This is a genomic window from Mesorhizobium sp. B283B1A (genome assembly GCF_020165735.1).
GTDB classification, from domain to species: Bacteria; Pseudomonadota; Alphaproteobacteria; order Rhizobiales; family Rhizobiaceae; genus Mesorhizobium; species Mesorhizobium opportunistum.
Genome location: NZ_JAIUIQ010000013.1, coordinates 39270 through 64200, shown reverse-complemented (window position 1 = coordinate 64200; position 24931 = coordinate 39270). Strand labels below are relative to the sequence as shown.

The 24931-nt window shown below is 63.7% G+C and carries 26 protein-coding genes, 1 pseudogene and 1 riboswitch; of the genes and pseudogenes, 9 read left to right on the top strand and 18 right to left on the bottom strand.

The window, feature by feature from the left end:
• Positions 1–28 precede the first annotated feature (28 nt).
• A complete protein-coding gene (locus LB577_RS13560; RefSeq protein ID WP_224687067.1) occupies positions 29–430 on the top strand; it encodes a GFA family protein in 402 nt (133 codons plus the stop codon).
• Here LB577_RS13560 and LB577_RS13555 read toward each other — a convergent pair.
• The 6 genes from LB577_RS13555 to LB577_RS13530 form a co-directional block, all read right to left on the bottom strand.
• A complete protein-coding gene (locus LB577_RS13555; RefSeq protein WP_224687066.1) occupies positions 427–714 on the bottom strand; it encodes a hypothetical protein in 288 nt (95 codons plus the stop codon). The genes LB577_RS13560 and LB577_RS13555 overlap by 4 nt on opposite strands.
• 148 nt (positions 715–862) lie before the next feature.
• Complete coding sequence (dxs, locus tag LB577_RS13550) at positions 863–2776, bottom strand: 1-deoxy-D-xylulose-5-phosphate synthase (RefSeq protein ID WP_224687065.1); 1914 nt, start codon at positions 2774–2776, stop codon at positions 863–865.
• Between the two features lie 102 nt (positions 2777–2878).
• Positions 2879–3799, bottom strand: a complete 921-nt coding sequence (locus LB577_RS13545) for a pirin family protein (RefSeq protein WP_224687064.1) — start codon at positions 3797–3799, stop codon at positions 2879–2881.
• Between the two features lie 40 nt (positions 3800–3839).
• Positions 3840–4106, bottom strand: a complete 267-nt coding sequence (locus tag LB577_RS13540; protein WP_010914875.1) for a DUF2277 domain-containing protein — start codon at positions 4104–4106, stop codon at positions 3840–3842.
• Positions 4107–4205: 99 nt separating this feature from the next.
• Complete coding sequence (locus tag LB577_RS13535) at positions 4206–4457, bottom strand: exodeoxyribonuclease VII small subunit (protein ID WP_023764505.1); 252 nt, start codon at positions 4455–4457, stop codon at positions 4206–4208.
• A gap of 3 nt (positions 4458–4460) precedes the next feature.
• On the bottom strand, positions 4461–5387 hold the full coding sequence (locus tag LB577_RS13530) for a histone deacetylase family protein (protein ID WP_224687063.1): 927 nt from the start codon (positions 5385–5387) through the stop codon (positions 4461–4463).
• A 121-nt stretch (positions 5388–5508) separates the two neighbouring features.
• A riboswitch (cobalamin riboswitch) is annotated at positions 5509–5689 on the top strand.
• 2 nt (positions 5690–5691) lie between these two features.
• Between LB577_RS13530 and bluB the strand changes: the two are divergent.
• Positions 5692–6318: pseudogene (gene bluB / locus LB577_RS13525) on the top strand (5,6-dimethylbenzimidazole synthase); the annotation flags it as partial.
• Between the two features lie 164 nt (positions 6319–6482).
• Here the strand turns inward: bluB and LB577_RS13520 are convergent.
• Positions 6483–7466 (bottom strand): hypothetical protein, encoded by a 984-nt coding sequence (locus LB577_RS13520; protein ID WP_224687062.1) that lies wholly within the window; start codon positions 7464–7466, stop codon positions 6483–6485.
• A gap of 90 nt (positions 7467–7556) precedes the next feature.
• Positions 7557–8165 (bottom strand): TetR/AcrR family transcriptional regulator, encoded by a 609-nt coding sequence (locus LB577_RS13515; RefSeq protein WP_224687061.1) that lies wholly within the window; start codon positions 8163–8165, stop codon positions 7557–7559.
• A gap of 121 nt (positions 8166–8286) precedes the next feature.
• On the opposite strand from LB577_RS13515, the gene LB577_RS13510 reads away from it, so the two are divergent.
• A complete protein-coding gene (locus LB577_RS13510; protein WP_224687060.1) occupies positions 8287–9510 on the top strand; it encodes an MFS transporter in 1224 nt (407 codons plus the stop codon).
• 50 nt (positions 9511–9560) lie between these two features.
• Here LB577_RS13510 and ribB read toward each other — a convergent pair whose 3' ends face one another.
• The gene (ribB, locus tag LB577_RS13505; protein WP_224687059.1) at positions 9561–10661 is read right to left on the bottom strand and encodes a 3,4-dihydroxy-2-butanone-4-phosphate synthase; all 1101 of its coding nucleotides are present in this window, start codon (positions 10659–10661) and stop codon (positions 9561–9563) included.
• Between the two features lie 95 nt (positions 10662–10756).
• The gene (gene aroC, locus LB577_RS13500) at positions 10757–11857 is read right to left on the bottom strand and encodes a chorismate synthase (RefSeq protein ID WP_224687058.1); all 1101 of its coding nucleotides are present in this window, start codon (positions 11855–11857) and stop codon (positions 10757–10759) included.
• A 183-nt stretch (positions 11858–12040) separates the two neighbouring features.
• On the opposite strand from aroC, the gene LB577_RS13495 reads away from it, so the two are divergent.
• Entirely contained in the window at positions 12041–12301 is a 261-nt protein-coding gene (locus LB577_RS13495) for a DUF1344 domain-containing protein (RefSeq protein ID WP_013896681.1), read from the top strand.
• Positions 12302–12414: 113 nt separating this feature from the next.
• Here the strand turns inward: LB577_RS13495 and LB577_RS13490 are convergent, their stop codons facing one another.
• The 4 genes from LB577_RS13490 to LB577_RS13475 form a co-directional block, all read right to left on the bottom strand.
• A complete protein-coding gene (locus LB577_RS13490) occupies positions 12415–13002 on the bottom strand; it encodes a histidine phosphatase family protein (RefSeq protein WP_224687057.1) in 588 nt (195 codons plus the stop codon).
• A 52-nt stretch (positions 13003–13054) separates the two neighbouring features.
• The gene (fabI, locus tag LB577_RS13485; protein ID WP_224687056.1) at positions 13055–13876 is read right to left on the bottom strand and encodes an enoyl-ACP reductase FabI; all 822 of its coding nucleotides are present in this window, start codon (positions 13874–13876) and stop codon (positions 13055–13057) included.
• A gap of 106 nt (positions 13877–13982) precedes the next feature.
• Positions 13983–14909 carry a DnaJ C-terminal domain-containing protein gene (locus tag LB577_RS13480; RefSeq protein WP_224687055.1) on the bottom strand — a complete coding sequence of 309 codons (927 nt, stop codon included), beginning with the start codon at positions 14907–14909 and terminating at the stop codon, positions 13983–13985.
• Between the two features lie 112 nt (positions 14910–15021).
• Entirely contained in the window at positions 15022–15483 is a 462-nt protein-coding gene (locus LB577_RS13475) for an RT0821/Lpp0805 family surface protein (protein WP_224687054.1), read from the bottom strand.
• Positions 15484–15523: 40 nt separating this feature from the next.
• Between LB577_RS13475 and pdxH the strand changes: the two genes are divergently transcribed.
• Positions 15524–16141 carry a pyridoxamine 5'-phosphate oxidase gene (gene pdxH / locus LB577_RS13470; RefSeq protein ID WP_023764516.1) on the top strand — a complete coding sequence of 206 codons (618 nt, stop codon included), beginning with the start codon at positions 15524–15526 and terminating at the stop codon, positions 16139–16141.
• Positions 16142–16215: 74 nt separating this feature from the next.
• Here pdxH and LB577_RS13465 read toward each other — a convergent pair whose 3' ends face one another.
• Entirely contained in the window at positions 16216–16965 is a 750-nt protein-coding gene (locus tag LB577_RS13465) for a crotonase/enoyl-CoA hydratase family protein (RefSeq protein WP_224687053.1), read from the bottom strand.
• A gap of 28 nt (positions 16966–16993) precedes the next feature.
• On the bottom strand, positions 16994–18763 hold the full coding sequence (locus tag LB577_RS13460) for an acyl-CoA dehydrogenase family protein (RefSeq protein ID WP_224687052.1): 1770 nt from the start codon (positions 18761–18763) through the stop codon (positions 16994–16996).
• Positions 18764–18975: 212 nt separating this feature from the next.
• Here LB577_RS13460 and LB577_RS13455 point away from each other — a divergent pair, with 212 nt between their 5' ends.
• The gene (locus tag LB577_RS13455) at positions 18976–19212 is read left to right on the top strand and encodes a hypothetical protein (RefSeq protein ID WP_013896689.1); all 237 of its coding nucleotides are present in this window, start codon (positions 18976–18978) and stop codon (positions 19210–19212) included.
• 148 nt (positions 19213–19360) lie between these two features.
• Positions 19361–20470: a glycoside hydrolase family 25 protein gene (locus LB577_RS13450; protein ID WP_224687130.1), complete on the top strand. Its 1110-nt coding sequence runs from the start codon at positions 19361–19363 to the stop codon at positions 20468–20470.
• A 20-nt stretch (positions 20471–20490) separates the two neighbouring features.
• On the opposite strand, the gene purD is transcribed toward LB577_RS13450, so the two are convergent.
• Entirely contained in the window at positions 20491–21768 is a 1278-nt protein-coding gene (gene purD / locus LB577_RS13445) for a phosphoribosylamine--glycine ligase (RefSeq protein ID WP_224687051.1), read from the bottom strand.
• Positions 21769–22046: 278 nt separating this feature from the next.
• Positions 22047–22868 (bottom strand): phytanoyl-CoA dioxygenase family protein, encoded by an 822-nt coding sequence (locus tag LB577_RS13440; protein WP_224687050.1) that lies wholly within the window; start codon positions 22866–22868, stop codon positions 22047–22049.
• 90 nt (positions 22869–22958) lie between these two features.
• On the opposite strand from LB577_RS13440, the gene LB577_RS13435 reads away from it, so the two are divergent.
• Together LB577_RS13435 and ubiA are read left to right on the top strand one after the other, a co-directional pair.
• The gene (locus LB577_RS13435) at positions 22959–23870 is read left to right on the top strand and encodes a LysR family transcriptional regulator (protein ID WP_224687049.1); all 912 of its coding nucleotides are present in this window, start codon (positions 22959–22961) and stop codon (positions 23868–23870) included.
• A 68-nt stretch (positions 23871–23938) separates the two neighbouring features.
• Positions 23939–24922 carry a 4-hydroxybenzoate octaprenyltransferase gene (ubiA, locus tag LB577_RS13430; protein ID WP_224687129.1) on the top strand — a complete coding sequence of 328 codons (984 nt, stop codon included), beginning with the start codon at positions 23939–23941 and terminating at the stop codon, positions 24920–24922.
• The last annotated feature ends 9 nt before the right edge of the window (positions 24923–24931 follow it).

The window sequence follows — 24931 nt, the reverse complement described above, 5'->3', positions numbered from 1 at the left end:
GTCGTCGAAACATCCCGGGGGAGAACGAATGCTGACAGGAACTTGCCACTGTGGCGCAACCCATTGGACCCTGGAAGGCGATCCCGGGCCGATCACGGCCTGCAACTGCACGCTTTGTCGTCGCTACGGCGTGCTTTGGGCCTATGACTATGTCGACGAACGTATCCGCGTTTCGGGACCGATGGGCAGCTATACCCGCGCCGGAAAGGACGTACCGTCGCTTGAGATCCTGTTCTGCCCGACTTGCGCCTGTGTGCTGGCCTGGCGCGGATTGCGCGCGGATGCCTCCGGGCGAATGCGCATCGCAGTCAATGTGCGGCTGGCGCCGCCAGAGGCAGTCGCCGACTTGCCGATCGACCATTTCGACGGCCTCGACACTTTTGAGGATCTGCCGCGAGACGGCCGCTGCGTACGCGATATGTGGTTCTAGAATATGGTGCGGGGCACTTGCCGGTCGACGGCTGGAGACAGCCCGTCACCCCGCCCACCTGAGGCCTGCTTACGCGGATGCTCAGCCGGGGGCGCAGGCGCGGGGTCCGGCACAACCACCAATTGCGGCACCTGCTTGTAGGAAAAGCCGCCCCTGATATCGCCCATCTTGCCGGCGACAATGCCCACCGCTGCCTTTTCGAGATTGCGGTCATAGCTGGTCTCGGCCGCCGCGGGTGCCGCGATGACGGCCAGAAACGCCGCGCCACACAGAAGCGTCTTCATTCCCATTGTCTCCCTGCCTGGCATCGATCTAGCAGGGCGTCGTTGAAAAACGGCCAAGAGATACGGTAAGCAAAACGCCAAATGACAGTGTTAACAATGGGTTATGAAATCAGGCCGGCAAACCGATTCAAGCGCTTGATATGTCGAGTCAGGCGCGCTGGGCGTGGGCCGTATGCCCCAGCGCGGTGAACACCGTGCGCACGATGCCGTCGGCGTCAAGGCCGGCGTCGGCATACATCTTTTCCGGCTTGGCGTGGTCGGTGAAGGCGTCGGGCAGCACCAGCGGGCGCACCTTGAGGCCGCTTTCCAGCAATCCTTCATGGGCGAGGAACTGCAGCACGTGGCTGGCGAAGCCGCCCACTGCTCCCTCCTCCACCGTCACCAGAACCTCGTGCGAGCGGGCGAGCCGCCGGATCAGATTCTGGTCGAGCGGCTTGGCGAAACGGGCGTCGGCAACGGTGGTGGAAAGCCCCGCCGCCCCGAGTTCCTCCGCGGCGATCAGGCAATCCTGCAAACGCGTGCCGAAGGACAGCAGGGCGACCTTGGTGCCTTCGCGGACGATGCGGCCCTTGCCAAGTTCGAGAACCGAGCCGCGCTCCGGCATATCGACGCCGACGCCGTTGCCGCGCGGATACCGGAAGGCGATCGGGCCATCATCATAGCTCGCCGCGGTGCGGACCATGTGGCGCAGCTCCGCTTCGTCGGCCGCCGCCATCACGACGAAACCCGGCAGGCTTGCCAGGAAGGTGGTGTCGAAAGCGCCGCAATGGGTAGCGCCGTCGGCGCCGACGAAGCCGGCGCGGTCGATGGGGAAACGCACCGGCAATTTCTGGATCGCGACGTCGTGGACGACCTGGTCGTAGGCGCGCTGCAGGAAGGTCGAATAGATCGCCACGAACGGCTTGTAGCCTTCGGTCGCGAGGCCGGCAGCAAAGGTGACCGCGTGCTGCTCGGCAATGCCGACATCGAAGGTCCTGGCCGGGAACACCTCACCGAACTGGTCGAGGCCGGTGCCGCTCGGCATGGCGGCGGTGACGGCGACGATGCGGTCGTCCTCGCGGGCCTCCTGGATCAGGCTTTCGGCGAACACCTTGGTGTAGGCCGGCGCGTTGGCCGGCGCCTTGGCCTGCGTGCCGGTGATGACGTCGAACTTGTTGACGCCGTGATATTTGTCGGCTGCGGCTTCGGCCGGCGCATAGCCCTTGCCCTTCTGGGTGACGACATGGATCAGCACCGGGCCTTCGCCATTGTCGCGGACGTTCTTCAGCACCGGGATCAGATGCTCGAGATTGTGACCGTCGATCGGGCCGATGTGATAGAATCCGAGTTCCTCGAACAGCGTGCCGCCGGTGACGTAGCCGCGTGCATGCTCGACCGCCCTTGTGATCGCGCGGTCGGCGCGCTTGCCAAGGTAGGAGGTCAGCTTCTTGCCGAAGTCGCGCAGCCCGGCATAGGCCTTGCCCGAGGCCAGACGCGCCAGATAGGCGCTCATGGCGCCGGTCGGCGGCGCGATCGACATGTCGTTGTCGTTGAGGATGACGATGAGACGGGCATCGAGCGCGCCGGCATTGTTCATCGCCTCATAGGCCATGCCGGCCGACATGGCGCCGTCGCCGATGACGGCGATGACATTGTTGCGGCCGCCGGAGAGGTCGCGTGCGGCGGCCATGCCGAGGCCGGCCGATATCGATGTCGAGGAATGGGCGGCGCCAAAGGGATCGTATTCGCTCTCGGCGCGGCGGGTGAAACCGGACAGGCCGCCTTCCTGGCGCAGTGTGCGGATACGGTCGCGGCGGCCGGTCAGGATCTTGTGCGGATAGGCCTGGTGGCCGACATCCCAGATCAGCCGGTCATCCGGCGTGTCGAAGACATAATGCAGCGCCACCGTCAGTTCGACCACGCCGAGGCCGGCACCCAGGTGGCCGCCGGTGCGAGACACGGCGTCGATCAGTTCGAGGCGAAGCTCGGACGCAAGCTGAGGCAGCTCGCTCTCGGCAAGCGCGCGCAGATCCGCCGGAATGCGGACCTTGTCGAGAAGCGGCGTATGCGGCGTTGCGTTCACGGATGCTCGGGCTTTCTGTTCAACGGCGGGATAGGCCGCCGGCCGGCGAAAGTAAATGCGTGTCAGCGACGCGGATCAATGAGGTCCCCTCGCCGATCTTCTTCAGCCTTCCGGCAACGGAATAAACTCTTCCTCATCTCCTGGAACGATATCGAAGCGGCCCGTCTTCCATTCCTGCTTGGCCTGTTCGATGCGCTCCTTGGACGACGAGACGAAATTCCACCAGATATACCGCTTCGAACCGAGCGAGGCGCCGCCGAACAGCATGAAATGCGCACCGGTTTGCGACGATACGATGATCTCGTCGCCGGGCCGGAACACCAGCAGACGTTCGGCCGGGAAGACGTCGCCCGAAATCGAGACCTCGCCTTCAAGCGTATAGATGGCGCGTTCTTCCGCATCGGCCGGGATTTTCACGCTGGCGCCCGGCGCTAGCCTGAGATCAGCGTAGAGCGTCTCGGAGTCGGTCCGCACCGGGGAGCGCAGTCCCTGGAAGTCGCCGATGACAACGCGGCCGCTGACACCTTCGGCGTCGATGTCGGGAAGCCGCAAGACAGCGGTGTTCTCGAACACCGGGGCCACCTCTTCCTTGTCGTCCGGCAGCGCCAGCCACGTCTGCAGGCCGGAGATGGACATCGGCGCGCCGCGCAGTTCTTCCGGCGTGCGCTCGGAGTGCACGATGCCGCGGCCGGCGGTCATCAGGTTCACGTCGCCGGGCTGGATCACCATTTCGGTGCCGAGGGAATCGCGATGCCGGATCTTGCCGTCGAACAGATAGGTCACCGTCGACAGGCCGATATGCGGATGCGGACGGACGTCGAGCGCCTGGCCGGCGCGCAGGATGGCGGGACCCATGCGGTCGAAGAAGATGAACGGACCGACCAGCCGCCGCTTGGCGGTCGGCAAGGCGCGGCGTACTTCAAAGCCGCCAATGTCCTTGGCGTTCGGGATGACCATCAGCTCGATCTGGTCGCTGGCAAAGGCGTCGCCGGCTTCAGGGTCTTTCCCTGGGAAGAAGCTCATGAACTCTCCTTGTCAGCGGCCAAGGACCGCCTTGGCCACATCAGGCGAAGCGGATCGCCGCCTTTGCCCGCAGTTTGGCCGCAACCTCTTCGCGATTGCGCGGATGCTGGTTGGTTTCGAGCGAATCGAGAAGCTCGCGCGCCGATGCCGCTATGGCTTCGACCGCATGGTCGAACGCATGCTGGTTCTGCTTCGAGGGCCGCGTCGTCCCGCTCAGCTTGCGGACGAACTGAAGTGCAGCGTCGCGGACTTCGTCGTTGGTTGCCGGCGGATCAAAATTGAACAGGGTCTTGATGTTTCTGCACATCGCTTCCGTATCTCCTCTTGTCCTGGAGCCATTTCAATCGAGACGAACTCTATACTCAATCACGATCGTGTCCAAAAACCGGTGAGACGGCTGCGCGCCTCAGTCCGGGTCGAGCGGCTCCGTCCCGACCGGCTTGCCGTCGCGCGACAGCCTGATCTTCTCGACCTTGTCCTCGGCAGCCTTCAGCAGCCGGTCGCAATGCACCTTCAATGCCTCGCCGCGCTCATAGATCTTGATCGACTGGTCGAGCGGCACGTCGCCACGCTCCAGATCATCGACGATCTTCTCCAGCGCGTCGAGTGCCTGTTCGAAGCTCATCGCCTTGACGTCTTCGTTGGTCTCACCAGCCATCGTTCATCCTTTCATCAGTCGCCCGACATGGGCGGCGACCGAAAATGCCAATCCCTGCAGATCGTAGCCGCCCTCGAGCAGGCTGACGAGCCGGTTGCCGCTGTGGCGCGCGGCACGCTGCATCAGCTGGCCGGTCGCCCAGTCGAAATCGTCCTCGGTCAGGTTGATCTCGGCCAGCGGGTCGCGGTGGTGCGCATCGAAGCCTGCGGAAATGACGATCAATTCCGGCGCGAAATTGTCGAGCGCCGGCAGCACGCGCGACAGGAAGGCATCGCGAAACACCTCACTGCCGGTCTGCGGCGCCAGCGGCGCGTTGACGATATTGCCGGCGCCGGTCTCGTCCTTCGCGCCGGTGCCGGGGTAGAGCGGCATCTGATGCGTCGAGCAGTAGAGCACCGAGGGATCATCCCAGAAAATGTCCTGCGTGCCGTTGCCGTGATGCACGTCCCAGTCGACGACCGCCACGCGCTCGACGCCATGCTTCTTCTGCGCATAACGCGCGGCGATGGCCGCCGTGTTGAAGAGGCAGAAGCCCATGGCCGTGGTTTTTTCGGCATGGTGGCCGGGAGGCCGCGCTGCGACGAAGACATTGTCGGCGCGGCCCTCAAAGACATCGTCGACGGCGGCATTGGCGGCGCCGATCGCCGCGATCGCCGCTTGCCAGCTCTTCGGGCTGGCGGTGGTGTCGGCATCGATGCGGGCGATACCTTGGTCAGGGATGGCGGCGCGCACGCGGGCGACGAAATCGGCGGGATGCGCATAGAGGATGGTGGCCTCGTCACCTTCCGGCGCCGTGACACGATCGAGCGCGGCAAAGGCCTCGTCGTCGAGCACGCGCTCGATGGCGCGCAAGCGATCCGGCCGCTCGGGGTGGCCAGGCGGCGTGATGTGTTCGAGGAAGATCGGATGCGTGTAGAGACGAGTGGCCATGCTCCCTATCTAGTGCCCCGGCGCCGCGATGGCCATGCATCGCGGCTCGATCGCTGGGGAAAATCACGTCTGCGTCCATTGGCGTCGCTGCGGGGATTGGCGCCCCGGGCGGTTCGGCGTAAGGTCGCCGACACTGCCTGGTGCCCGCCGCAAGCGGGAGAATCGGGAACACGGTTGAATTCCGTGGCGTGCCCAACGCTGTGAGGGGGACCGCGCCGGTAAATGCCACTGTCGATGACGGGAAGGCACCGGACGCGGGTTGATCCCAAGCCAGAAGACCGGCCTGGCAGACATCGTCATCCGCATGGTCAGGCGGCTGGCATCGATAGCAATCGCAAGGGGACAAGCGATGCCGGAACACATGACCGCTCCTGGTAGCGACGGATTTGACCAGATGGCGCGCGACGCGGTCTACCGCGCCATGTTCACGCGGCGTGACGTGCGCAGCCATTTCCTGCCCGACGCGCTCGACGACGAGGTGCTGGCGCGGCTGCTGCTTGCCGCCCACCACGCTCCGTCGGTCGGCTTCATGCAGCCGTGGAACTTCATCGTCATCCGCGATGCCGCACGACGCGCGGAGGTGCGCGACCTGTTCCTCGCCGCGCGCGAACAGGAACTTCCGGCCATCGAACAGGAAAGGCAGGCGCTCTACCGCAAGCTCAAGCTGGAAGGCATCTGCGAGAGCGCGCTCAACATCTGCATCACCTGCGACCGGCAACGCTCGCAGGGTTCGCCGCTGGGACGCTGGCACAATCCGGAGATGGACCTCTACAGCACGGTCTGCGCGGTGCAGAATTTCTGGCTGGCCGCGCGCGCCGAGGGCGTCGGTGTCGGCTGGGTCAGCATCATCGAGGCTGAGGCGCTGAAAAGCCTGCTGGCTATTCCCGATCACGTGACGCCGGTCGCCTATCTCTGCGTCGGCCGGGTCTCCGAATTCGCGCCCAAACCGGACCTCGAAACGCATGGCTGGGGCCGACGCCTACCGTTGCCCGAACTGATCATGAGCGAGACTTTTTGCGGCCAAGGCGAGATGCGGCTCAAATCGACGGTGGCGCGCCTCAACGCCGTCGATGCGGTCGCGGTAAGCCCCGCCGATCAGCGTGTCGCGCCGGCCGTGTCCCAGCGCGAGCCGCCGAAGGAGGCCAGCGCCTTGTCCTTGAGTTCCCTGAATTTCGACGATGCCTCGGCGAGCCTGGCGTCCCAGGCGGGATCGGGCACCTGGCCGGCGATGGTCTTGAAATAGACCTGCATCAGGCAGGCGATGGCGAAAGGCTCGATGAAAGCCGCCTTGAACGCCCAGGCAAAGACGATGGCGAGCACGAAGGCCCAACCAGCCAGTTGCCCCGGCATGATGAAGAGAATTGCGGCGGCAGGAGCCAGCATCAACAGGAAGATGACGAAGGACATGCCCCACATGATCACCGCCAACCAGACGGCGTTCTTGACCATGGTCTTGCCGTTCTGGGCATAGAGCACCACGCCCTGGCGCGCGGTCTCGAAGGGCGAGGACGAATTGATGCGGATATTGTAGCCGAGGATGATCTCGTCGACATAGGTCAGCGACAGGCGGATCACCGTGTTGATGAAGGAGACCAGACCGCTCAGGCCCGGAATCGGCAGGAAGGCGGCGATGCCGCCAAGCAGACCGGTGACAGCGCGAATGGCGCCCTTGACCAGCTGGTCGACGACGAAAAGGATATTGGCCTCGGCGAACCGCTCGGTCACGACTTGCCTGGCATAGGCGATCTGGTTCTGGCCGCCGGGGACGTCCTGGCCGTCGATCAGATGGACCATGACGGCGATATGGCCGGCCTTGACGACGTAGAGGATGTATTCCCGGATCCAGTAGACGGCGATCGAGACGACGCCGAAGCCAACCACGCCGCCCCATAGGGCAAAGGACATCGGCCCGTCGGGATCTGTGGAGATATGGCCGACGCCATAGCCGACCGAGGCACCGGTGCCGCTCGCCATGATGTAGGCCAGCGTGATACCGAAATAGACGATCACGCGAAAGACAATGAAGGGCCAGGTCCGCATCATGATGGACACCGACCTGCCGATATCGAAATCCCACATGCCCCGAATCCCCTCAGAGATGGAGGGAGAGGATGCGCTCGGCCCGAAGATTGTCAATCGTGGGTGGGTCGCCGGACCGCGGACGGGATTTCAGACCGGCTGCGAACCCGGTTTCCTGAGCAGGCCTTCGAGCAGTTGCTTGAACGCCGCCACCACCTTCCTTGACGTCGCCTCTGGGTCGTTCGAATTGGCGATCCGCTGCGCCGCCTGGCTGCTGGCGCCGTTGATAAGCCGTGCGGCAGTCTCGGGGTCGACGCTCGGGACGACCACCCCCTCCCCCTGCAGCGCGGTCAGATGATCGATCATTGAACCGACGCAGGCATTGGCATTCGACCACTGTGCCGGATCGCCCAGCACGGCTGGACCGTCGCGGAACATGATGCGCTGGATCTCCGGCTCCAGCGCCATTTCGATATAGGTCGTGCACTCGTCGACGAAGTGTTGCCAGCGGTTCGGCGCTCTCGATGCGACCTCGTTAACCCGAGCCGCCATCTCGGCGTCGATTTCGGCGATTACCGCCTCCAGCAGTCCCTTCTTGTCGCCGAAGTGATGATAGAGGGCGCCGCGCGTCAGCCCGGCCGACGCGGTGAAATCATCCATGGAGGCCTCGGCGTAACCAATGGTGCCGAAAGCCTGGCGGGCCGCGGCGATCAGCTTGGCACGCGTCTGCGCGACCATCTCCTTGCGGGGTTTGTGCATTCCGTCTGGTCCCATTCACATACGTCTCGTATGCCAATTGACATACGCGGCGTATGGTCTATCTAACACTCATACGCTTCGTATGTAATTGTCGAATTGTCCTTTGTCGAGGAACAGGATCATGCAGAACCCCTATTCGGAAATCTTTCGCGCCCCTGGCGCCAAGGGCTTTGCAACTGCCGGCTTCATGGCGCGCCTGCCGATTGCCATGGCTCCGATCGGCATCGTGGCGATGCTGTCGCAGACACGCGGCGAGTACTGGCTGGCGGGCGCCGTCTCGGCGACATTCGCGCTGGCCAACGCTTTCCTGGCGCCGCAAATATCAAGGCTGGTGGACCGTCTTGGCCAGACCCCAATTGTCGTGCCCACCACCATCATCTCCGTGCTCGCTTTCCTCATACTGATTGCGTCCGCCAATCAGGACTGGCCTATATGGACGCTGTTCGTGTCGGCGCTGCTGGCGGCAGCCATGCCCAGCATGCCGGCAATGGTGCGGGCGCGCTGGACCGAGATTTTCCGGGGCCGGCCTCAGATGAACACCGCGTTCGCCTTCGAATCGGCGGCGGACGAGTTGGTCTATATCGCCGGAGCATCCCTGTCGGTGGGCCTCAGTGCCGGCCTGTTCCCGGAGGCGGGCATGCTGGCGAGCACGTTGTTTCTCGCCGTCGGATCGATGGCCTTCATCCTGCAGCGATCGACCGAGCCGAAAGTGCGACCGGTAGCCAATGGCGCAAGCGGTTCGGCGATCCGCCTGCGGCCGGTGCAGATCATCACCTTTGCCCTGATCTTCATCGGCGCGACGTTCGCCACGACCGAAGTGAGCACCGTGGCGATCACCAAGGAACTCGGCCAGCCGGGTGCCGCGAGCCTGGTCATCGGCGTCTATGCGCTGGGATCGTTCGCGCTGGGCATCGTCGTCGGCGCGTTCAACCTCAAGGCGCCGCTGCAACGCCAACTTGCCATTGCGGTTGCCCTGGTCGCGCTCGGCACGCTGCTGCCGCTCACCGCCGACAGCGTGCCGCTGCTGGCGCTGACCGTCTTCATCAGCGGCGTCGCGATCTCGCCGACCTTCATCACGGCGTTCGGCCTGATCGAACGGCATGTGCCGGAAGCGATGCTGACCGAGGGGATCACCTGGGTGATGACAGGCATCGGCATCGGCATGGCACTGGGGTCGTTCGCCGCCGGCGCGGTGGTGGATGCGTTCGGCGCCCAGAACGGGTTCTGGGTTTCGGTGGCATCAGGCGCCATTGCACTGGTCACGGTGCTGCTCGGCCAGCGCAGCCTGGCCACCCACAATTGCGAACTGGATGAGTGCGAAGCGGCGGTCGTTCCTGCTGAATGATCCACGAAGCGCCCGGTTTGAACGGACCGGGCGCTATCATCACCGGCAGTTCAGATGATTTCGGTCTTGGCGATGTGGATGCCAAAACCTTCGAGGCCGACATAGTGGCGCTCGCGCGAGGCGATCAAATTGATCGAGGAAATGCCGAGATCCTTGAGTATCTGTGCGCCAAGGCCAATTTCGCGCCATTCATTCTCGCGGCGGCGGGCCTCCTCATGATCCTCGCGCTCGCCGCTCGCCGGGCGCTTGCGCTCCTGGTGCGCGACACCGACAGAGCCCTCACGCAGATAGACGATGACGCCGCGCTTGCGCTCGCCCATCGTCTTCATGATGGCGTCCAGCCGGTGGCTGGTGCCGAAGACGTCGGTCACCACATCCTCGGAATGCAGCCGCACCGGCACCTCTTCCCCATCGCGAATGTCGCCGAAGACGATTGCGACATGATGCATGGAATCCCAGGGCAGTGTGTAGGTGAAGACCTGCGCCTTGCCGCCGAGTGTGTCTATCTCCGAGCAGGCCACGCGTTCGACCAGCGTTTCCTTGCGTTGCCGATAAGCAATGAGATCGGCGACCGACACCTGCTTGAGACCATGCTCCTCGGCAAAGGCCGCGACCTGCGGGCCGCGCTTGACGGTGCCGTCGTCATTGACCAGTTCCGAGATCACACCGATCGGCGGCAGGCCGGCGAGTTTGCAAAGATCGACAGCGGCTTCGGTATGGCCGGAGCGCATCAGCACGCCGCCCTCGCGCGCGATGAGCGGAAAAATGTGGCCGGGGCGGACGAAATCGGAAGCGCCGACATTGCCGTTGGCCAGATTGCGGACGGTCAGCGTGCGGTCGTCGGCCGAAATGCCCGTCGTGGTGCCGTGCTTGAAATCGACGCTGACGGTGAAGGCGGTGGTGTGGGCCGAATCATTGTCGGCGACCATCGGCTGCAGGTTGAGGCGCTTGGCTTCCTCGCGCGGCATCGGCGTGCAGACGATGCCGGAGGTGTTGCGCACGATGAAGGCCATCTTCTCCGGCGTGCAATGAACGGCGGCGACGATCAGGTCGCCCTCGTTCTCGCGCCCGTCATCGTCCATGACGACGACGATCTCGCCGCGTTCGAAGGCACGCAGGGCTTCGACGATCTTCTTCTGGTCGTAAGGCATGGAGTGCTCGCTTTGCTCGCGGGAATAGGGAGTAGGCAATAGGGCAGTAGGGGAAAGAAAAAAAGGCCTACTGCCTATTCCCTACTGCCTACTGCCTACTCCCTTCCCGTCTGTCCCCGATGGCGCAGATAATGATCGGCGATGGCGCAGGCTACCATCGCCTCGCCTATCGGCACGGCGCGGATGCCGACGCAGGGATCGTGGCGGCCCTTGGTCATCACCTCGACATCGTTGCCGTCCTTGTCGATCGACTTTCGCGGCGTCAGGATCGACGAAGTCGGCTTGACGGCGAAACGGGCAATGATCGCCTGGCCGGTCGAGATGCCGCCAAGGATACCGCCGGCATTGTTGGACAGGAACACCGGCTTGCCGTCATTGCCCATGCGCATCTCGTCGGCATTCTTTTCGCCGGTGATGCGGGCGGCCTCGAAGCCGTTGCCGATCTCGACGCCCTTGACGGCGTTGATCGACATCAGACCCGACGCAATGTCCTGGTCGAGCTTGGCATAGATCGGCGCGCCGAGCCCTGGCGGAACGCCGTCGGCGACGATCTCGATCACCGCGCCGACCGAGGAACCGGCCTTGCGGATACCGTCGAGATACTGGGTAAAGACGGGAACGGAAGCGGGATCGGGCGTGAAGAACGGATTTTCCGCATCGCCAATGAAGTTCCAGTTCCAGTTGGCGCGATCGATGGACTTTTCACCCATCGACACCAGCGCACCGCGCACCACCATCCCTGGCACCACCTTGCGGGCGAGCGCGCCGGCCGCCACGCGCGCGGCCGTCTCGCGGGCCGAGGACCGACCGCCGCCACGATAGTCGCGTATGCCGTATTTGACGTCATAGGTGTAGTCGGCATGGCCAGGCCGGTACTGGCGGGCGATTTCGCCATAGTCCTTCGAACGCTGATCGACATTTTCGATCAGCATCGAGACCGGCGTGCCGGTGGTGATCATGGTCTCGCCGTCCTCGTCGAGGACGAAACCCGACAGCACCTTCACCTCGTCGGGTTCGCGGCGCTGGGTGACGAAGCGCGACTGGCCCGGCCGGCGCTTGTCGAGTTCGGCCTGGATCTCCAGCCGGGTGAAGCGGATGCCGGGCGGGCAGCCGTCCACCACACAGCCGAGTGCGGCGCCATGGCTTTCACCCCAGGTGGTGACACGGAAAAGATGGCCGAACGTGTTGTGAGACATGGAAAAGTGCCCTGATCGGCAGCCGAGCCGGTTGAAGCCTGCCTTCTATTGGCGTTTTCCACAGGGGTCAAACTGTGATCCGGCGGATTTAGTTTTGACACATTCGGTTGGTTTCTGCTCTGCTCCATTCGCCGTTGAGGATCCGCCGCCACCGTGCCGGCGCAATGACCAAAGAGGACGATGATGCGTACCCTGATTGGCGCTGTTGCCGCCACGCTGCTGCTTTCCACCGCTGCTTTCGCCGGCCAGACCGAAGGCCTGATCAAGAAGATCGACAAGGACGCGCTGACGCTGACGCTGGACGACGGCAAATCCTACAAGCTGAATGCCGAGACCGATCTCGACGCGCTGAAGCCGGGCATGGACATCGTGATCGCTTATGATGTGACCAATGGCGAAAACGTCGTGACCGATATGCAGCTGCCGGACAGCGACACGAACTAAAGCGCGTTGCGTTTGAACGGATTCGCGACGCGCTTTAGTTCTTTGCTTTTAAGCATGTCGTTCTCCCAAAACCGGGGCCACTTTTGAGCGACATGCATTAGAGATCAGGTGACCTAAAGCCACTCCAGGCTTTTGCCTTCGAGCTTGAGCACGCGATCCTGTGGTATCTCCAGGTTCGCTGCCTCGTCCTCTGCCATATCAAGCACGAAACGGAACAAGGTGCGCATGACGCCGCCATGCGTCACGCAGACGGTTTGCCGGTTCAGCGCATCGAACCAGGGTTTGACCCGATCGAGCAGCATCCGGTAACTCTCGGCGCCTTCGCCCGGCGGCTGAAAATTCCATTTGTCCAAAGCGCGCGTCCTGCTCGCGCCGGGATATCGGGTCTCGAGTTCGGCAAAGGTGGATCCCTGCCAATCGCCGAAATTGACTTCGACGAGGCGGGGATCGGTCCGATAGGCATCCGGATCGATCTGCATCGCGGCGCGGATACGCTCCATCGTTTCGCGCGTCCGCTTCATCGGGCTGGCGACGAAATCGAAATTCTCCGGATCATGGACAAGTTCGGCCAGCCGACGGCCGTTTCCGGTCGCCTGTTCGCGGCCAAGGGCATTGAGATCGGTGTCGGCCTGCCCTTGCAGCCGGAACTCGGCGTTCCACGCGGTCTGGCCGTGGCGCACGATATAAGCCAGCGGGTACATCAGGTCTTCCGGAGGTCGGGCCTGGGCCTGGGCGGAGGATGGTCGGAGGGAATTAGTCCTTGACCGTCGAAATATCAGGCGCGTCGACCGCCTTCATGCCGACAATGTGATAGCCGGAATCGACGTGGTGCACTTCGCCGGTGACGCCACGTGACAGGTCGGACAGGAAATAGACGCCGGAATCGCCGACCTCTTCCTGCGTGACTGTCTGCTTCAGCGGCGAATTGTATTCGTTCCACTTCAGGATGTAGCGGAAGTCGCCGATGCCGGAAGCGGCCAGCGTCTTGATCGGGCCGGCGGAGATGGCGTTGACACGGATCTTCTTGGAGCCGAGATCGACGGCCAGGTAGCGCACGCTGGCTTCGAGCGCGGCCTTGGCTACGCCCATGACGTTGTAGTGCGGCATCACCTTCTCGGCGCCGTAATAGGTCAGCGTCAAAAGCGATCCGCCATCGGTCATCAACGCCTCGGCGCGCTTGGCGATGGTGGTGAAGGAATAGACCGAAATGTCCATGGTGCGCAGGAAGTTGTCGCGCGTCGTCTCGACATAGCGGCCGGTCAGCTCGTCCTTGTCGGAAAAAGCGATGGCATGGACGAGGAAATCGAGCTTGCCCCCCCAATGCTTGGCGACATTGGCGAAAACCTCGTCGAGGCTCGCTGGATCGGTGACGTCGCAATGGCCGGCGACAAAGGCGCCCAGTTCCGCCGCCAGCGGCTCGACACGCTTCTTGAAGGCCTCGCCCTGATAGGTCAGCGCGATTTCCGCGCCATGGTCGACGCAGGCCTTGGCGATGCCGTAGGCGATCGACCTGTTGTTCGCGACGCCGAGAATAAGGCCGCGTTTGCCGGCCATCAGGCCCTGTCCACCCGCCATGTGCGTGCTCTCCGCAAGATCTTCTGCTTTGTGGAGTGCCTATCGCACAGGCACAAAGCCCCTTCAAGCGTTCAAACCGGACAGTTCGGGGGACAAAAGCCGTCGATCAGCCTTTTTGGCTTCGCAGCAGCGCTTCGAGCGCGCTGTCGCCGCTCTCCGGCAGCATGATGCGGACATGGACATAGAGATCGCCATGCCCGCCGGCCTTTTCCGGCAGGCCCCTGCCCTTGAGGCGCAGAACCTTGTCCGAGCTCGACCAGGCAGGAACGTTGACCGCGAGCCTGCCGGTCGGCGTCTCGACCGGCACCTTGGCGCCCAGTGCCGCGTCCGCCAGCGACACCGGCAGGTCGGCGTGCAGGTCGCGGCCCTCGATACGGTAACGCGGATGCCGGCGGATATGGATCTTGACCAGCGCGTCACCGGGCTGACCCGGTCCCTGCTCGCCCTGCCCCTTTAGCCGGATGGTCTGGCCGTCCTCGACATAGGCCGGCAGCTTGACCGCCACCTTGCGGCCATCCGGGAACATCGCCGTCACTTTTTCGGCATTCGCGGCTTCCTCGATGGTGATGTCGAGCGTCACGTTCAGATCGGCAGCGGTCGCGGGCTGGCGGCGGTCGCCCATGCCGGCACCGCGCGCGCCCGAAAAGGCGTCGCCAAAAATCTGGCTGAAAATATCGCTGTTGCCGTCGAACGGATCGCCGCCCGGACGACCCGAGCGGAATTCGAATCGCGAACCACCCGCCCCTTGCTGTCGACGAAATCCGCCGAAGGGATCGCCACCGGCGGCGCCCTCGAAACCCTGGAAACGTGGCTTGCCGTCGGCGTCAATCTCGCCGCGATCGAAGGCGGCACGGTTTTTCTCGTCGCCGACGATCTCATAGGCTTGGTTGGCCGCGGCAAAACGATCCTTCGCCTTGGGATCATTCGGATTCTGGTCCGGATGATGTTTCTTGGCGAGCTTCCGGTATGCCGATTTTATGTCCTTGGCCGATGCGTTCTTTGCAACGCCCAGCACCTCATACGGGTCGCGCATGCGTCCTGCCCTGGAAATGAGTTGAGTCCATACTTGCCTCCTATATGCGCTCGCATAGGAAGAAATTCCAGTGCCGGACCGTCATATCAAGGGCGGAAATCGAGGGCGGAAGTTAGAGTGGCTTGAAGCCCTGCATGCGCCAACCACCGGCACTGGCGAGGCACAGCTCACCCTCGAACATTGCAACGCCATCAAAGCTTTCGCGCGACGCCTTGAAGCGGCGGCAGGTCTGGCCGCTGTCCTTCAATTCGGCGAGCTCGGTGATGGAGCCGCGCGATCCGGTGCCGGCATTCGCCCATGGTACGGCCTGCCCGCCGAGCTGCTCGATGTCGGCGGAGGATACGGCATTGCCGATCGTCGTCTGGTCGGAGTTTCGATCCGAATCGGCCGGCGCCGCGGAAGCAGACGTGCTGCTGGTCAGGATCGAGCGGTCGACCTCGGCCTTTTCCAGGCTGAAGCCACCCGCTCCACAGGCAGCCAGTGGCAGGCTGACGACCACGATCGCGGCTTTCGCGCTGGCCGAAGCGATAACGCTCCATTGCCAGCTGTCAAAAGCTTGCGCGATACGCGACAATCGGCAACCTCCCCTGATCCGTGACAATTTGAGAAAAACTATGAGTGACACTGAGTTAACAAGCGGTGACTTTACCGAGGCCGGCGAGCCGTTTCGCCTCTTTGCCGCATGGCTGGACGACGCCACGAAGAGCGAAATCAACGATGCCAACGGCGTGGCGCTGGCGACCGTCGATGCCGAAGGCATGCCGGATGTGCGGATGGTGCTGCTCAAGGGGTTCGATGAAGGCGGCTTTGTGTTCTACACGAATTTCGAGAGCGCCAAGGGCCAGGAGATTCTGGGCAGCATGAAGGCGGCGATGTGCTTTCACTGGAAATCGCTGCGCCGCCAGGTACGCATTCGCGGTCCGGTGGAGATCGTCAGCGATGCCGAAGCCGACGCCTATTATGCGACGCGGCCGCGCGGCAGCCGCATCGGCGCCTGGGCCTCGAAACAGTCGCGGCCGCTCGAAAGCCGGTTCGCGCTGGAGAAAGCTGTCGCCGAATACACGGCCCGTTACGCAATCGGCGAGATTCCGCGACCCAAACACTGGTCGGGGTTCCGCATCGTGCCGAATACGATCGAGTTCTGGCACGACCGGCCGTTCCGGCTGCATGATCGTGTGGTCTTTTCCCGCAACGCCATGGGCGGTTGGGACAAGACCCGGCTTTATCCCTGAACGCGGTAAGTCGGCGCTTCACCCCAGCCGGCCCCGCGGGCCTACCTCCCCTCGAGGGGAGGTAGAAGGTCGAGCTATTTCTTCCTGGTCATGAACGCCGTCAGCGCGGCGCGCGCCTCGTCCGACTTCAGCCGCTCGCGGAAGTGCTCGCTTTCCTCGCCGATGCGAGCAATGAGGTCTTCGCGCGAGCCGCGCATCAGGTCGCGCGCGATCTTCAGCGCCTGCGGCGGCTTGGCGGCGATCTGGCCCGCCGCCGCCAGCACGGAGGCCTCCAGCGCTCCTTCCTCGACCACGTCGTAGATCAGGCCGGTGGCTTTGGCGCGCTCGGCCGAAAAGCCCTCGCCAAGGGCAAGCAACGCGAAAGCGGCCTGCTGCCCCAGCACGCGCGACGCCAAGAGGCTCGATCCCGCCTCCGGCACCAGGCCGAGGTCGACGAAGGGCGTCCGGAACACGGTGCGAGGCGTGGCGAAGGTCAGGTCGCAATGTAGGTTGAGCGTGGTGCCGATGCCGACGGCGATGCCGTCGACGCCGGAGACCATGGGTTTTTCGACCCTGGCCAGCGCCATCAGGAAATCCCAGACTTCAGTGCCGCCGTCGCCGCCGGTGGCCACCACCATGAAATCGGCAAGGTCGTTGCCGGAGGAGAAGGCGCCGGGCACCCCGAGGAACACATGGACGCGGATGGCCGGATCGGCATCGCCTTCGGCCAATGTTTGCGACATCTTGGCATACATGGCGCGCGTCAGTGCGTTCTTCTTGTCCGGGCGGTTCATGCGGATGATCTGGATGGCGCCCTGGCGCTCGACGAGGATGTGGTCTGTCACGGTTCTTCCTTGTTAGGCCCTGTGAACGTCAGGCAGAAATCAGCGCCTTGCCGGCAATGGCGAGACTTTCGGCACCGTCGATAACGCGCTCTTTCAGCGCGCGCGCCTCGCCAAGCAGATTTTCGGCGAAGAAGCGGCAAAGCGCGATGCGCCCGTGATCGGCCAGAGCGCCCCGCGCCAGACAGGCGCCGCCGGCTGCCAATGAGATCAGCCGCAGATAAGGTGTGGCACCCGCCAACGCCTCTTCCGACCGGCCCTCCGCCGACATTTTTTGCAGGAAGCGGGTCGCTTGCGTCAGGTCGTCGAGTGCCGCGTCGAGAGCATCGGCGGTGCGACCGAACCCATGCAGGTTGGAGGTGCGCACCACATTGGCGACCGCGGCCAGTTCGCCGATGAAGCCCTGGACATGCTCGCCACCACCGAGTGGCAGCTTGCGGGTGACCAGATCGATCGCCTGGATGCCATTGGTGCCCTCATAGATCGGCGCGATGCGGGCATCGCGATAAAGGGCAGCCGCGCCCGTCTCCTCGATGAAACCCATGCCGCCATGCACCTGGAGGCCAAGCGAGGCCACTTCCACGCCGACATCGGTCGAAAACGCCTTGGCCAGCGGCGTCAAAAGATTGGCGCGGTCGCGCCAATGCGCCGCCTCCTCGCCGGACGATACACGCGCCATGTCGATGGCATGCGCACAGGAATAGCTGATCGCCCGTGCGCTCTGCGTCAGCGCTTTCATGGTCAGGAGATTGCGCTGCACATCGGGATGATGAACGATCGGCGCCATGCCGGCGCCGGCATAATCCGCCGCCTTGCCCTGGCGGCGCTCATTGGCATAGGCGATCGCCTTCTGGGTCGCGGCTTCGGCGACCGCCACGCCCTGCATGCCGACGCAAAGCCGCGCATTGTTCATCATGGTGAACATGCAGGCGAGGCCCTTGTTCTCCTCGCCGACCAGCCAGCCGATGGCGCCCGGCTTGGCGCCCTGGAAACCGTCGCCATAGATCATGGTGCAGGTCGGCGAGGCATGGATGCCGAGCTTGTGTTCGAGGCCGGAACAGAAGACGTCGTTGCGCGCGCCAAGCGCGCCATCGTCGCCGACCAGGAATTTCGGCACCAGGAACAACGAGATGCCGCGCGTGCCGGCAGGCGCATCCGGCAGCCGCGCCAGCACCAGATGAACGATGTTGTCGGTGAAATCGTGCTCACCATAGGTGATGAAGATCTTCTGGCCGAAGATGCGGTATGTGCCGTCACCGGCCGGCTCGGCGCGGGCGCGTAAGGCGGCAAGGTCCGAGCCGGCCTGCGGCTCGGTCAGGTTCATCGTACCCATCCATTCGCCGGAGACGAGTTTTTCCAGATATTTCGCCTTGAGGCCTTCGGAGGCGTGCTTGTCGAGCGCTTCGACCGCGCCCATGGTCAGCGTCGGGCCGATGCCGAAAGCCATGGCGGCGGAGTTCCACATTTCGAGCGCTGCGACGCCAAGCATGGTCGGCAGCGCCTGACCGCCATACGCTTCCGGCCCGGACAGCGCGTTCCAACCACCGTCGATCCAGCGGCGATAGAGTTCCTTCCAGCCGGGCGGGGTGATGACGGAAGCGTCCTTCAACACCGCACCGTGTTCGTCGCCGATCTTGTAGAGCGGGGCAACCTCCTCGGTGGCGAAACGGCCTGCCTCGCCGAGGACGGCGTCGACCAGGTCCTCGCCGAGATCGCCGAACGAGCCGGCTTCGAGGGCGGATTTCATGCCGGCCACGTGCTTCAGCGTGAACGCGATATCTTCGACGGGTGCCCGATACATGCCGCTTTCCTCTTCACCTTCCGCCAACGGACCCTATGGCTCGCGGAGCCGCAAAACCATCCGCCTTTGGGCGACCTTCCGCTTTCCTTTTTACGTAAACGTCAAATTTTGTCACGCGGATTTTGCAATCGTCCCGGCACGTATTAAATTCGATCGAAGCCGGATCAATTCGACCGGCGACAGACCAGAACCAGCCGACTGGAACCAATCCCATGCTCGCCAGACCCGACGCCTACCGTTGTATCGAATGCGGCCTGCCTTACCGGGCGGCGGGGTTCTCTTACTATCACGGCGACTTGGAAAACGGCGCCGCCTATTGGTCGGATCGCGGCATATTGTGCTCGCCGAAATGCTCGCTCGCCCACCACCGCAAACGCGCCGCCGAAGGTACGCTGCAGCAGGCGCCGGCGCCGGATCCTTTTGAATTCCAGCCATTCAGCCGGCGCTGACTTCCCGGCATTGGCCGGCATCTTCATAGAGAAGCATTTCCTTAACCATAGCGGTCCAGCATCTGTCTTTGATCCACGGGGATTCCCTGTTTTGAAAAGGACGGTGCGCCTCCTTCGCCGCACAGCGCTTCTCGCTCTTGCGGCGACGATGACGCTGTCGGCGGCGGCAAGGGCCTCGGATTTTTCCGAGCCGTGGAAGAATGCCGACCGCGCTTTGGTGGTCGATGCCTACGAATACAATTCCATCGACTGGGCGCAGCTTGCCACCGACAAACGCGTCGTCGCCTTCATCAACAAGGCGTCGGACGGCATGCCGCCGCCCTATTTCTGCTTTGGCAGCGACACCGAGGTGAAGCTCTGCAAGGCGTTGTGGAAGCGCCATGCGGTGACGCGCGAGCTGTTCCAGACGCGCAGGATCGTGGCCAAGGCGCTCGGCATGAAATGGGGCGCCTATCATCTCGCCCGCCCCGGCAATCCGGTCGACCAGGCCAACAATTTCCTCGACTTCGCCGAACCGGCACCCGACGATCTCATGGCTCTCGACATCGAGGGCAACGATCCCTCGCAATGGATGTCGCTCGACGATGCCGAGGAGTTCGTGCGCCAGGTGCACAGGCGCGTCGGCCGTTTCCCGGTGCTCTACACCAATGGCAAGACCGCACAGTTCATCGCCGACAACCGCTACAAATACCGGCTCCTGTCGCGGCTGCCGCTCTGGTACGCGCGCTACAAACCTGACATCGACGTGCATTTTCCAATGGGCAACTGGCAGGGCTATGCACTCTGGCAATTCTCGGCGCAGGCCAATTGCGGCCATTTCCGTTGCCCCTACAGGGTCGCCGGCACGCCTGACGATATCGATGTCAACGTCGCGCCGACAGACGCCGCCACGCTGCACCAGCAATGGCCTTTTGGCGGGCTGATCGACGTGCCGTCAGACTATCTCGCCAGCGTACCGGTACCGCTGTCGCGCGAAGCAGCGTTGGCCGGCAAGACCACCCTCATCTATGCCGATGTCGCGACGCCGCCGACGTTCGAGGAACTGGTCGCGGTGCTCGGTACGCGCTGGTCGAGATTTCGCGACGGCTTCCGCATGCCTGTCGTGAAGACCGTGCCGCGACGCCCGAGCTTCGGCATCGTCGAATATGTTGCCTGGAAGCGGACCGAGCAGCGTTCACCCGCGCAACTCGATGCCGCCTTTGCCGCGGCCGACCCGGTCAGCACCGCTTCGACCAAAAGTGATCGCGGCCAGCGATAGCTGCCGTCACAATCCGAGCTTCAGTGCGCCTGTTCGCGCGCCACGGCCTGCCAGCCGATGTCGCGGCGGCAGAATCCGTCGGGCCAGTCGATGCGGTCGAGCGCGGCATAGGCCCGCGCCTGCGCCTCGCCGACGGTCGCACCCGTCGCGGTGACATTGAGCACGCGGCCGCCATTGGCAACCAGTGCGCCGCCGTTGATGGCGGTGCCGGCATGGAATATCTGGACGCCGTCAGCCGCCGCGTCCTCGACGCCGCGAATGACCGAGCCTTTTTCCGGCGTGCCGGGATAGCCCCGCGCCGCCATCACCACGGTGAGCGCCGCCTCGTCGCGCCAGCGCACGGAGGTGTGTGCCAGCTGGCCGTCGGTTGCGGCGTTGAGCAGCACCAGCAGGTCGTCCTTCAGCCGCATCATCAGCACCTGGCATTCCGGGTCGCCGAAGCGGGTGTTGTATTCGATCAGCTTCGGCCCCTTGTCCGTGATCATCAGCCCGGCGAAGAGGATGCCGGCGAAGGGCGCGCCGAGATCGGCCATGCCGCGCATGGTCGGCTGGATGATCTCGCGCATGGTGCGCTCGACCATTTCCGGCGTCATCATCGGGGCCGGCGAATAGGCCCCCATGCCGCCGGTATTGGGGCCGACGTCGCCGTCACCGACGCGCTTGTGGTCCTGCGCGGTGCCGAAGGGCAGCGCCGTGGTGCCATCGCAGAGGCAGAAGAAGCTCGCCTCCTCGCCGGTCATGAATTCCTCGATCACAACTTCCGCGCCTGCGGCGCCGAAAGAACCGTCGAAGCAGGAATCGAGTGCCGCCCGTGCCTCGTCCAGCGTCATGGCAACGGTGACGCCCTTGCCGGCGGCAAGCCCATCGGCCTTGATGACGATCGGCGCGCCCGTTTTCTCGACATAGGCTTTCGCGGAGGCCAGATCGCCGAAGCGGCCGTAGGCCGCGGTCGGGATGTTGTACCTGGCGCAGAGATCCTTGGTGAAACCCTTGGAGCCTTCCAGCCGCGCGGCAGCCTTGGAAGGCCCGAAGACGCGGATGTTTTCGGCGCGCAGATCGTCCGCGATGCCGGCGACGAGCGGTCCTTCCGGGCCAACCACGACGAGGTCGATTTTTTTCTCCCGACAAAAGACGGCGATGGCGGCATGATCGGTGATATCGAGCTTCACCAGCTCGGCCTCGCTGCCGATGCCCGGATTGCCGGGAGCCGCGTAGAGCTTGGTCAGTAGCGGCGAAGCGGCAATCTTCCAGGCCAGCGCATGTTCGCGGCCGCCGGAGCCCAGAAGAAGAACGTTCATGGCCACCTCTTGATGCCGAAATTCTGCTCTGGCGGCCATCTGGCGGCGTTTTCTGCGCTTCCGTTGCTCACGGACCAAATGTCCGCTCCGCTACGGTTCTCGAAACCACCACCATATGACTCGCCAGAGCGAATTTCGAAACAGTCTCTTGGAGCACCCGCTATTGCTCTCTGGGCGACGGGTCAAGGCATCAAGATGTTTTGACCCGAATTGCGCACGGGAACGTTATCCCCTGCCGAATATGGGCGCCGAATTCCGGCACCCATATTCTGGCCCGCTCAGCCAGGGAAAACGACCGGAAACCAGTCTTCGCGCAATTTCTGGCCTGGCTGCATGCCATGGCCGTGATAGGGCGGCGAGGTGCGGCCCGGCCGCTCGACATAATGGGCATCGTCACCGACCCAGCGCAGGGAGACCGCCCGGCGCCGTGCCGCGGTCAGGTTGCCGCGCGCGCCATGCGCGGTCCTGAAGTCGAACAGGATGGCATCGCCCGGCTCCATCTCCCATTCGAGCACCTTCATCGACGGATCCTTGTCGGGATCGGGCACCGGCAGGTAGTCGCCCTCGCCGGCGTAGAAATTGCTGTCGTCGAGCCAGCGCACCGGCAGGATCATCTTGTCCCATTTGTGCGAGCCGGCGATCAGGCGCAGCGTCGCCTCCTTCACCGGGTCGATGGGGATCCAGAAGCTGACCGTCTGCTGGCCATCGACGAAGTAGTAGGGGATGTCCTGATGCCAGGGCGTCGGCTTCTGCGTGCCGGGTTCCTTGACCAGAACATGGTCATGGAAGAATTGCGCGGTGCGCGATTGCATCACTGCCGCCGCCAGTTGGGCGGCCGGCGATTCCCGCACCACCTCGACGAATTCGGGGATGCGTTCCCAGTTGCAATAATCGTCGAAGAAACTGCCGCGACCATTGGCGATATCAGACGCGGTGGCGCTGCGGTTCCGCATGTTGCGCTCGATGCCGGCGGCGATCGTATCGACCCAGCCCTTGAAGGCGCCGCGGATGCAAACCGCGCCGTCACGCTGATAATCGGCGATCGTCTCCGCATCGATCAGGTCGGTGTCGACAGGGCGGGCGGCAGTCTGGGAAGCCATGGTGTCCTCCTTTCAGGATCGAGACGACTATCGCAGCCCTCCTTCATTCGGTAAAATAATAACTTCTCATCTGACACATAGGCCTGAACTATGAGTCCTACCCTGACGCAATTGCGCTATCTGGTCGCCGTCGCCCGCCACGGCAGCGTCACCGGCGCGGCCAAAGCGCTGAACATTTCGCAACCGTCGATTTCGGTCGCAATCGACGCCGTGGAAAAGGATTTCGGGCAGAAACTGTTCGTGCGCCAGCGCGGAAGCGGCGTTTCGCTGACTTCTTTCGGCCGCACCGTGGCGGTGAAGGCAAAACAGGTCCTTGCCGAGACCGACGAGCTGATGAGCCTGGGTGCCGACAACTCGGCCGTCGGCGGAGAGTTGGTGCTTGGATGTTTCGAGGATCTGGCGCCGTTCTTCGCACCTGCGCTGATCCGTGCTTTTTCCGAACGCCATCCGGCGGTGAAAATCGTCGTTCGCGACGAGACCTTCGAGACGCTGGGGCGGCGCCTCGGCGACGCCGCCATCGATCTCGGTCTCACCTATGATCTGAGCCTACCGACCCACTTCGCCCGTATCCTGCTGCACGAGTTGCGGCCGCATGCGCTGTTGCCGTCGGGCCATGCGCTGGCGGACCGCGCCGAGGTCAGCCTTGCGGATCTCGCCGCCTACCCGCTGATCACAACAGACCAGCCGCACAGCTGGCAGCATATGCTCGATCTGTTTCGCGGCCGCGGCCTCTCGCCAGTGGCCGACAAGGCGACAAGTTCGTTCGAACTCCAGCGCAGCATGGTGGCGAACGGGTTCGGCGTCGCGGTCAGCTACACCCGCCCGCATGGCGACCGCAGCTATGACGGCCTGCCGCTGATCTGCAGGCCGTTGTCGGATCCGCTGCCCATGCAACGGATCATCCTTACCTATGACACGCATCAGCGCGTGTCGAACGCAGCGCTCGCATTCGTCGAAACGGCGAAAGCCTGGTTCTCCAAGCGCGACATCTTCACCGCCTGACGGGTGGACCGTCGCCGACCGACTGCTTGCCGCTTGACGGTTTCCGCGGCTGCTGCCACTCCATGCGCATGGAACCTATCCAGTCGAAAGTGGCCCAGGGCCGTGTCGCCGATGCGCCGAACGGTCATTGGGTCTACCGCGTGCTGCCGCGCTCGGTTTGGCCCTATGCGCAGCTTGCGAGATGGGACAGGCCGATCGGCTGGCAATTGCTTTTATGGCCATGCTGGTGGTCGGCGGCGCTTGCGGCGAGCGCCTATCCGCGCCCCGGCGACCCGCTGCTCTCGCTTCTGCCGGCCCCCCTGTATCTCGTGTTGTTCCTCATCGGCGCCATCGCCATGCGCGGCGCCGGCTGCACCTACAACGACCTTGTCGACGAGGGCATCGACAACCAGGTCGAACGCACCCGCTCGCGTCCGCTGCCCTCGGGCCAGACGACACGTCGGCGGGCCTGGCTGTTTCTCGTCCTGCAAGCCCTGGCCGGCCTTGCGGTGCTCGTACAGTTCAACAGCTTCGCCATTCTGCTCGGCGTCTGTTCGCTGGCGATCGTTGCCGTCTATCCATTCATGAAGCGGATAACCAACTGGCCGCAACTGTTTCTCGGCCTTGCCTTTTCCTGGGGCGCGCTGATGGGATGGGCGGTCGAGTTCGGTGATCTCGATGGGCCCGCCGTCATGCTTTATATCGGCTCTATCCTGTGGGTGATCGGCTACGACACGATCTATGCGCATCAGGACAAGGAAGATGATGCCATTGTCGGCGTGCGCTCGACGGCACGGCTGTTCGGGGACAACACCAAGGCGTGGCTGGCAGGACTTTATGGCGGCACGCTGATCTGCTTCGCCATCGCCTTCGCGTCGGCACAGGCTCCGGTGGTAGCGTTGGCCGGATTGATCGCCGCCGGCGCGCACATGGCCCGTCAGATCACGGTTCTAGATATCGACAATCCGGACCAATGCCTGCGGCTGTTCCGCTCGAACAACCAGGTCGGCTGGCTGATCTTCCTCGGCTTGATCGGCGGCGCGCTATGGGTGGCGCTGAAGCCGCTGGTGTAGCGGCCTCTT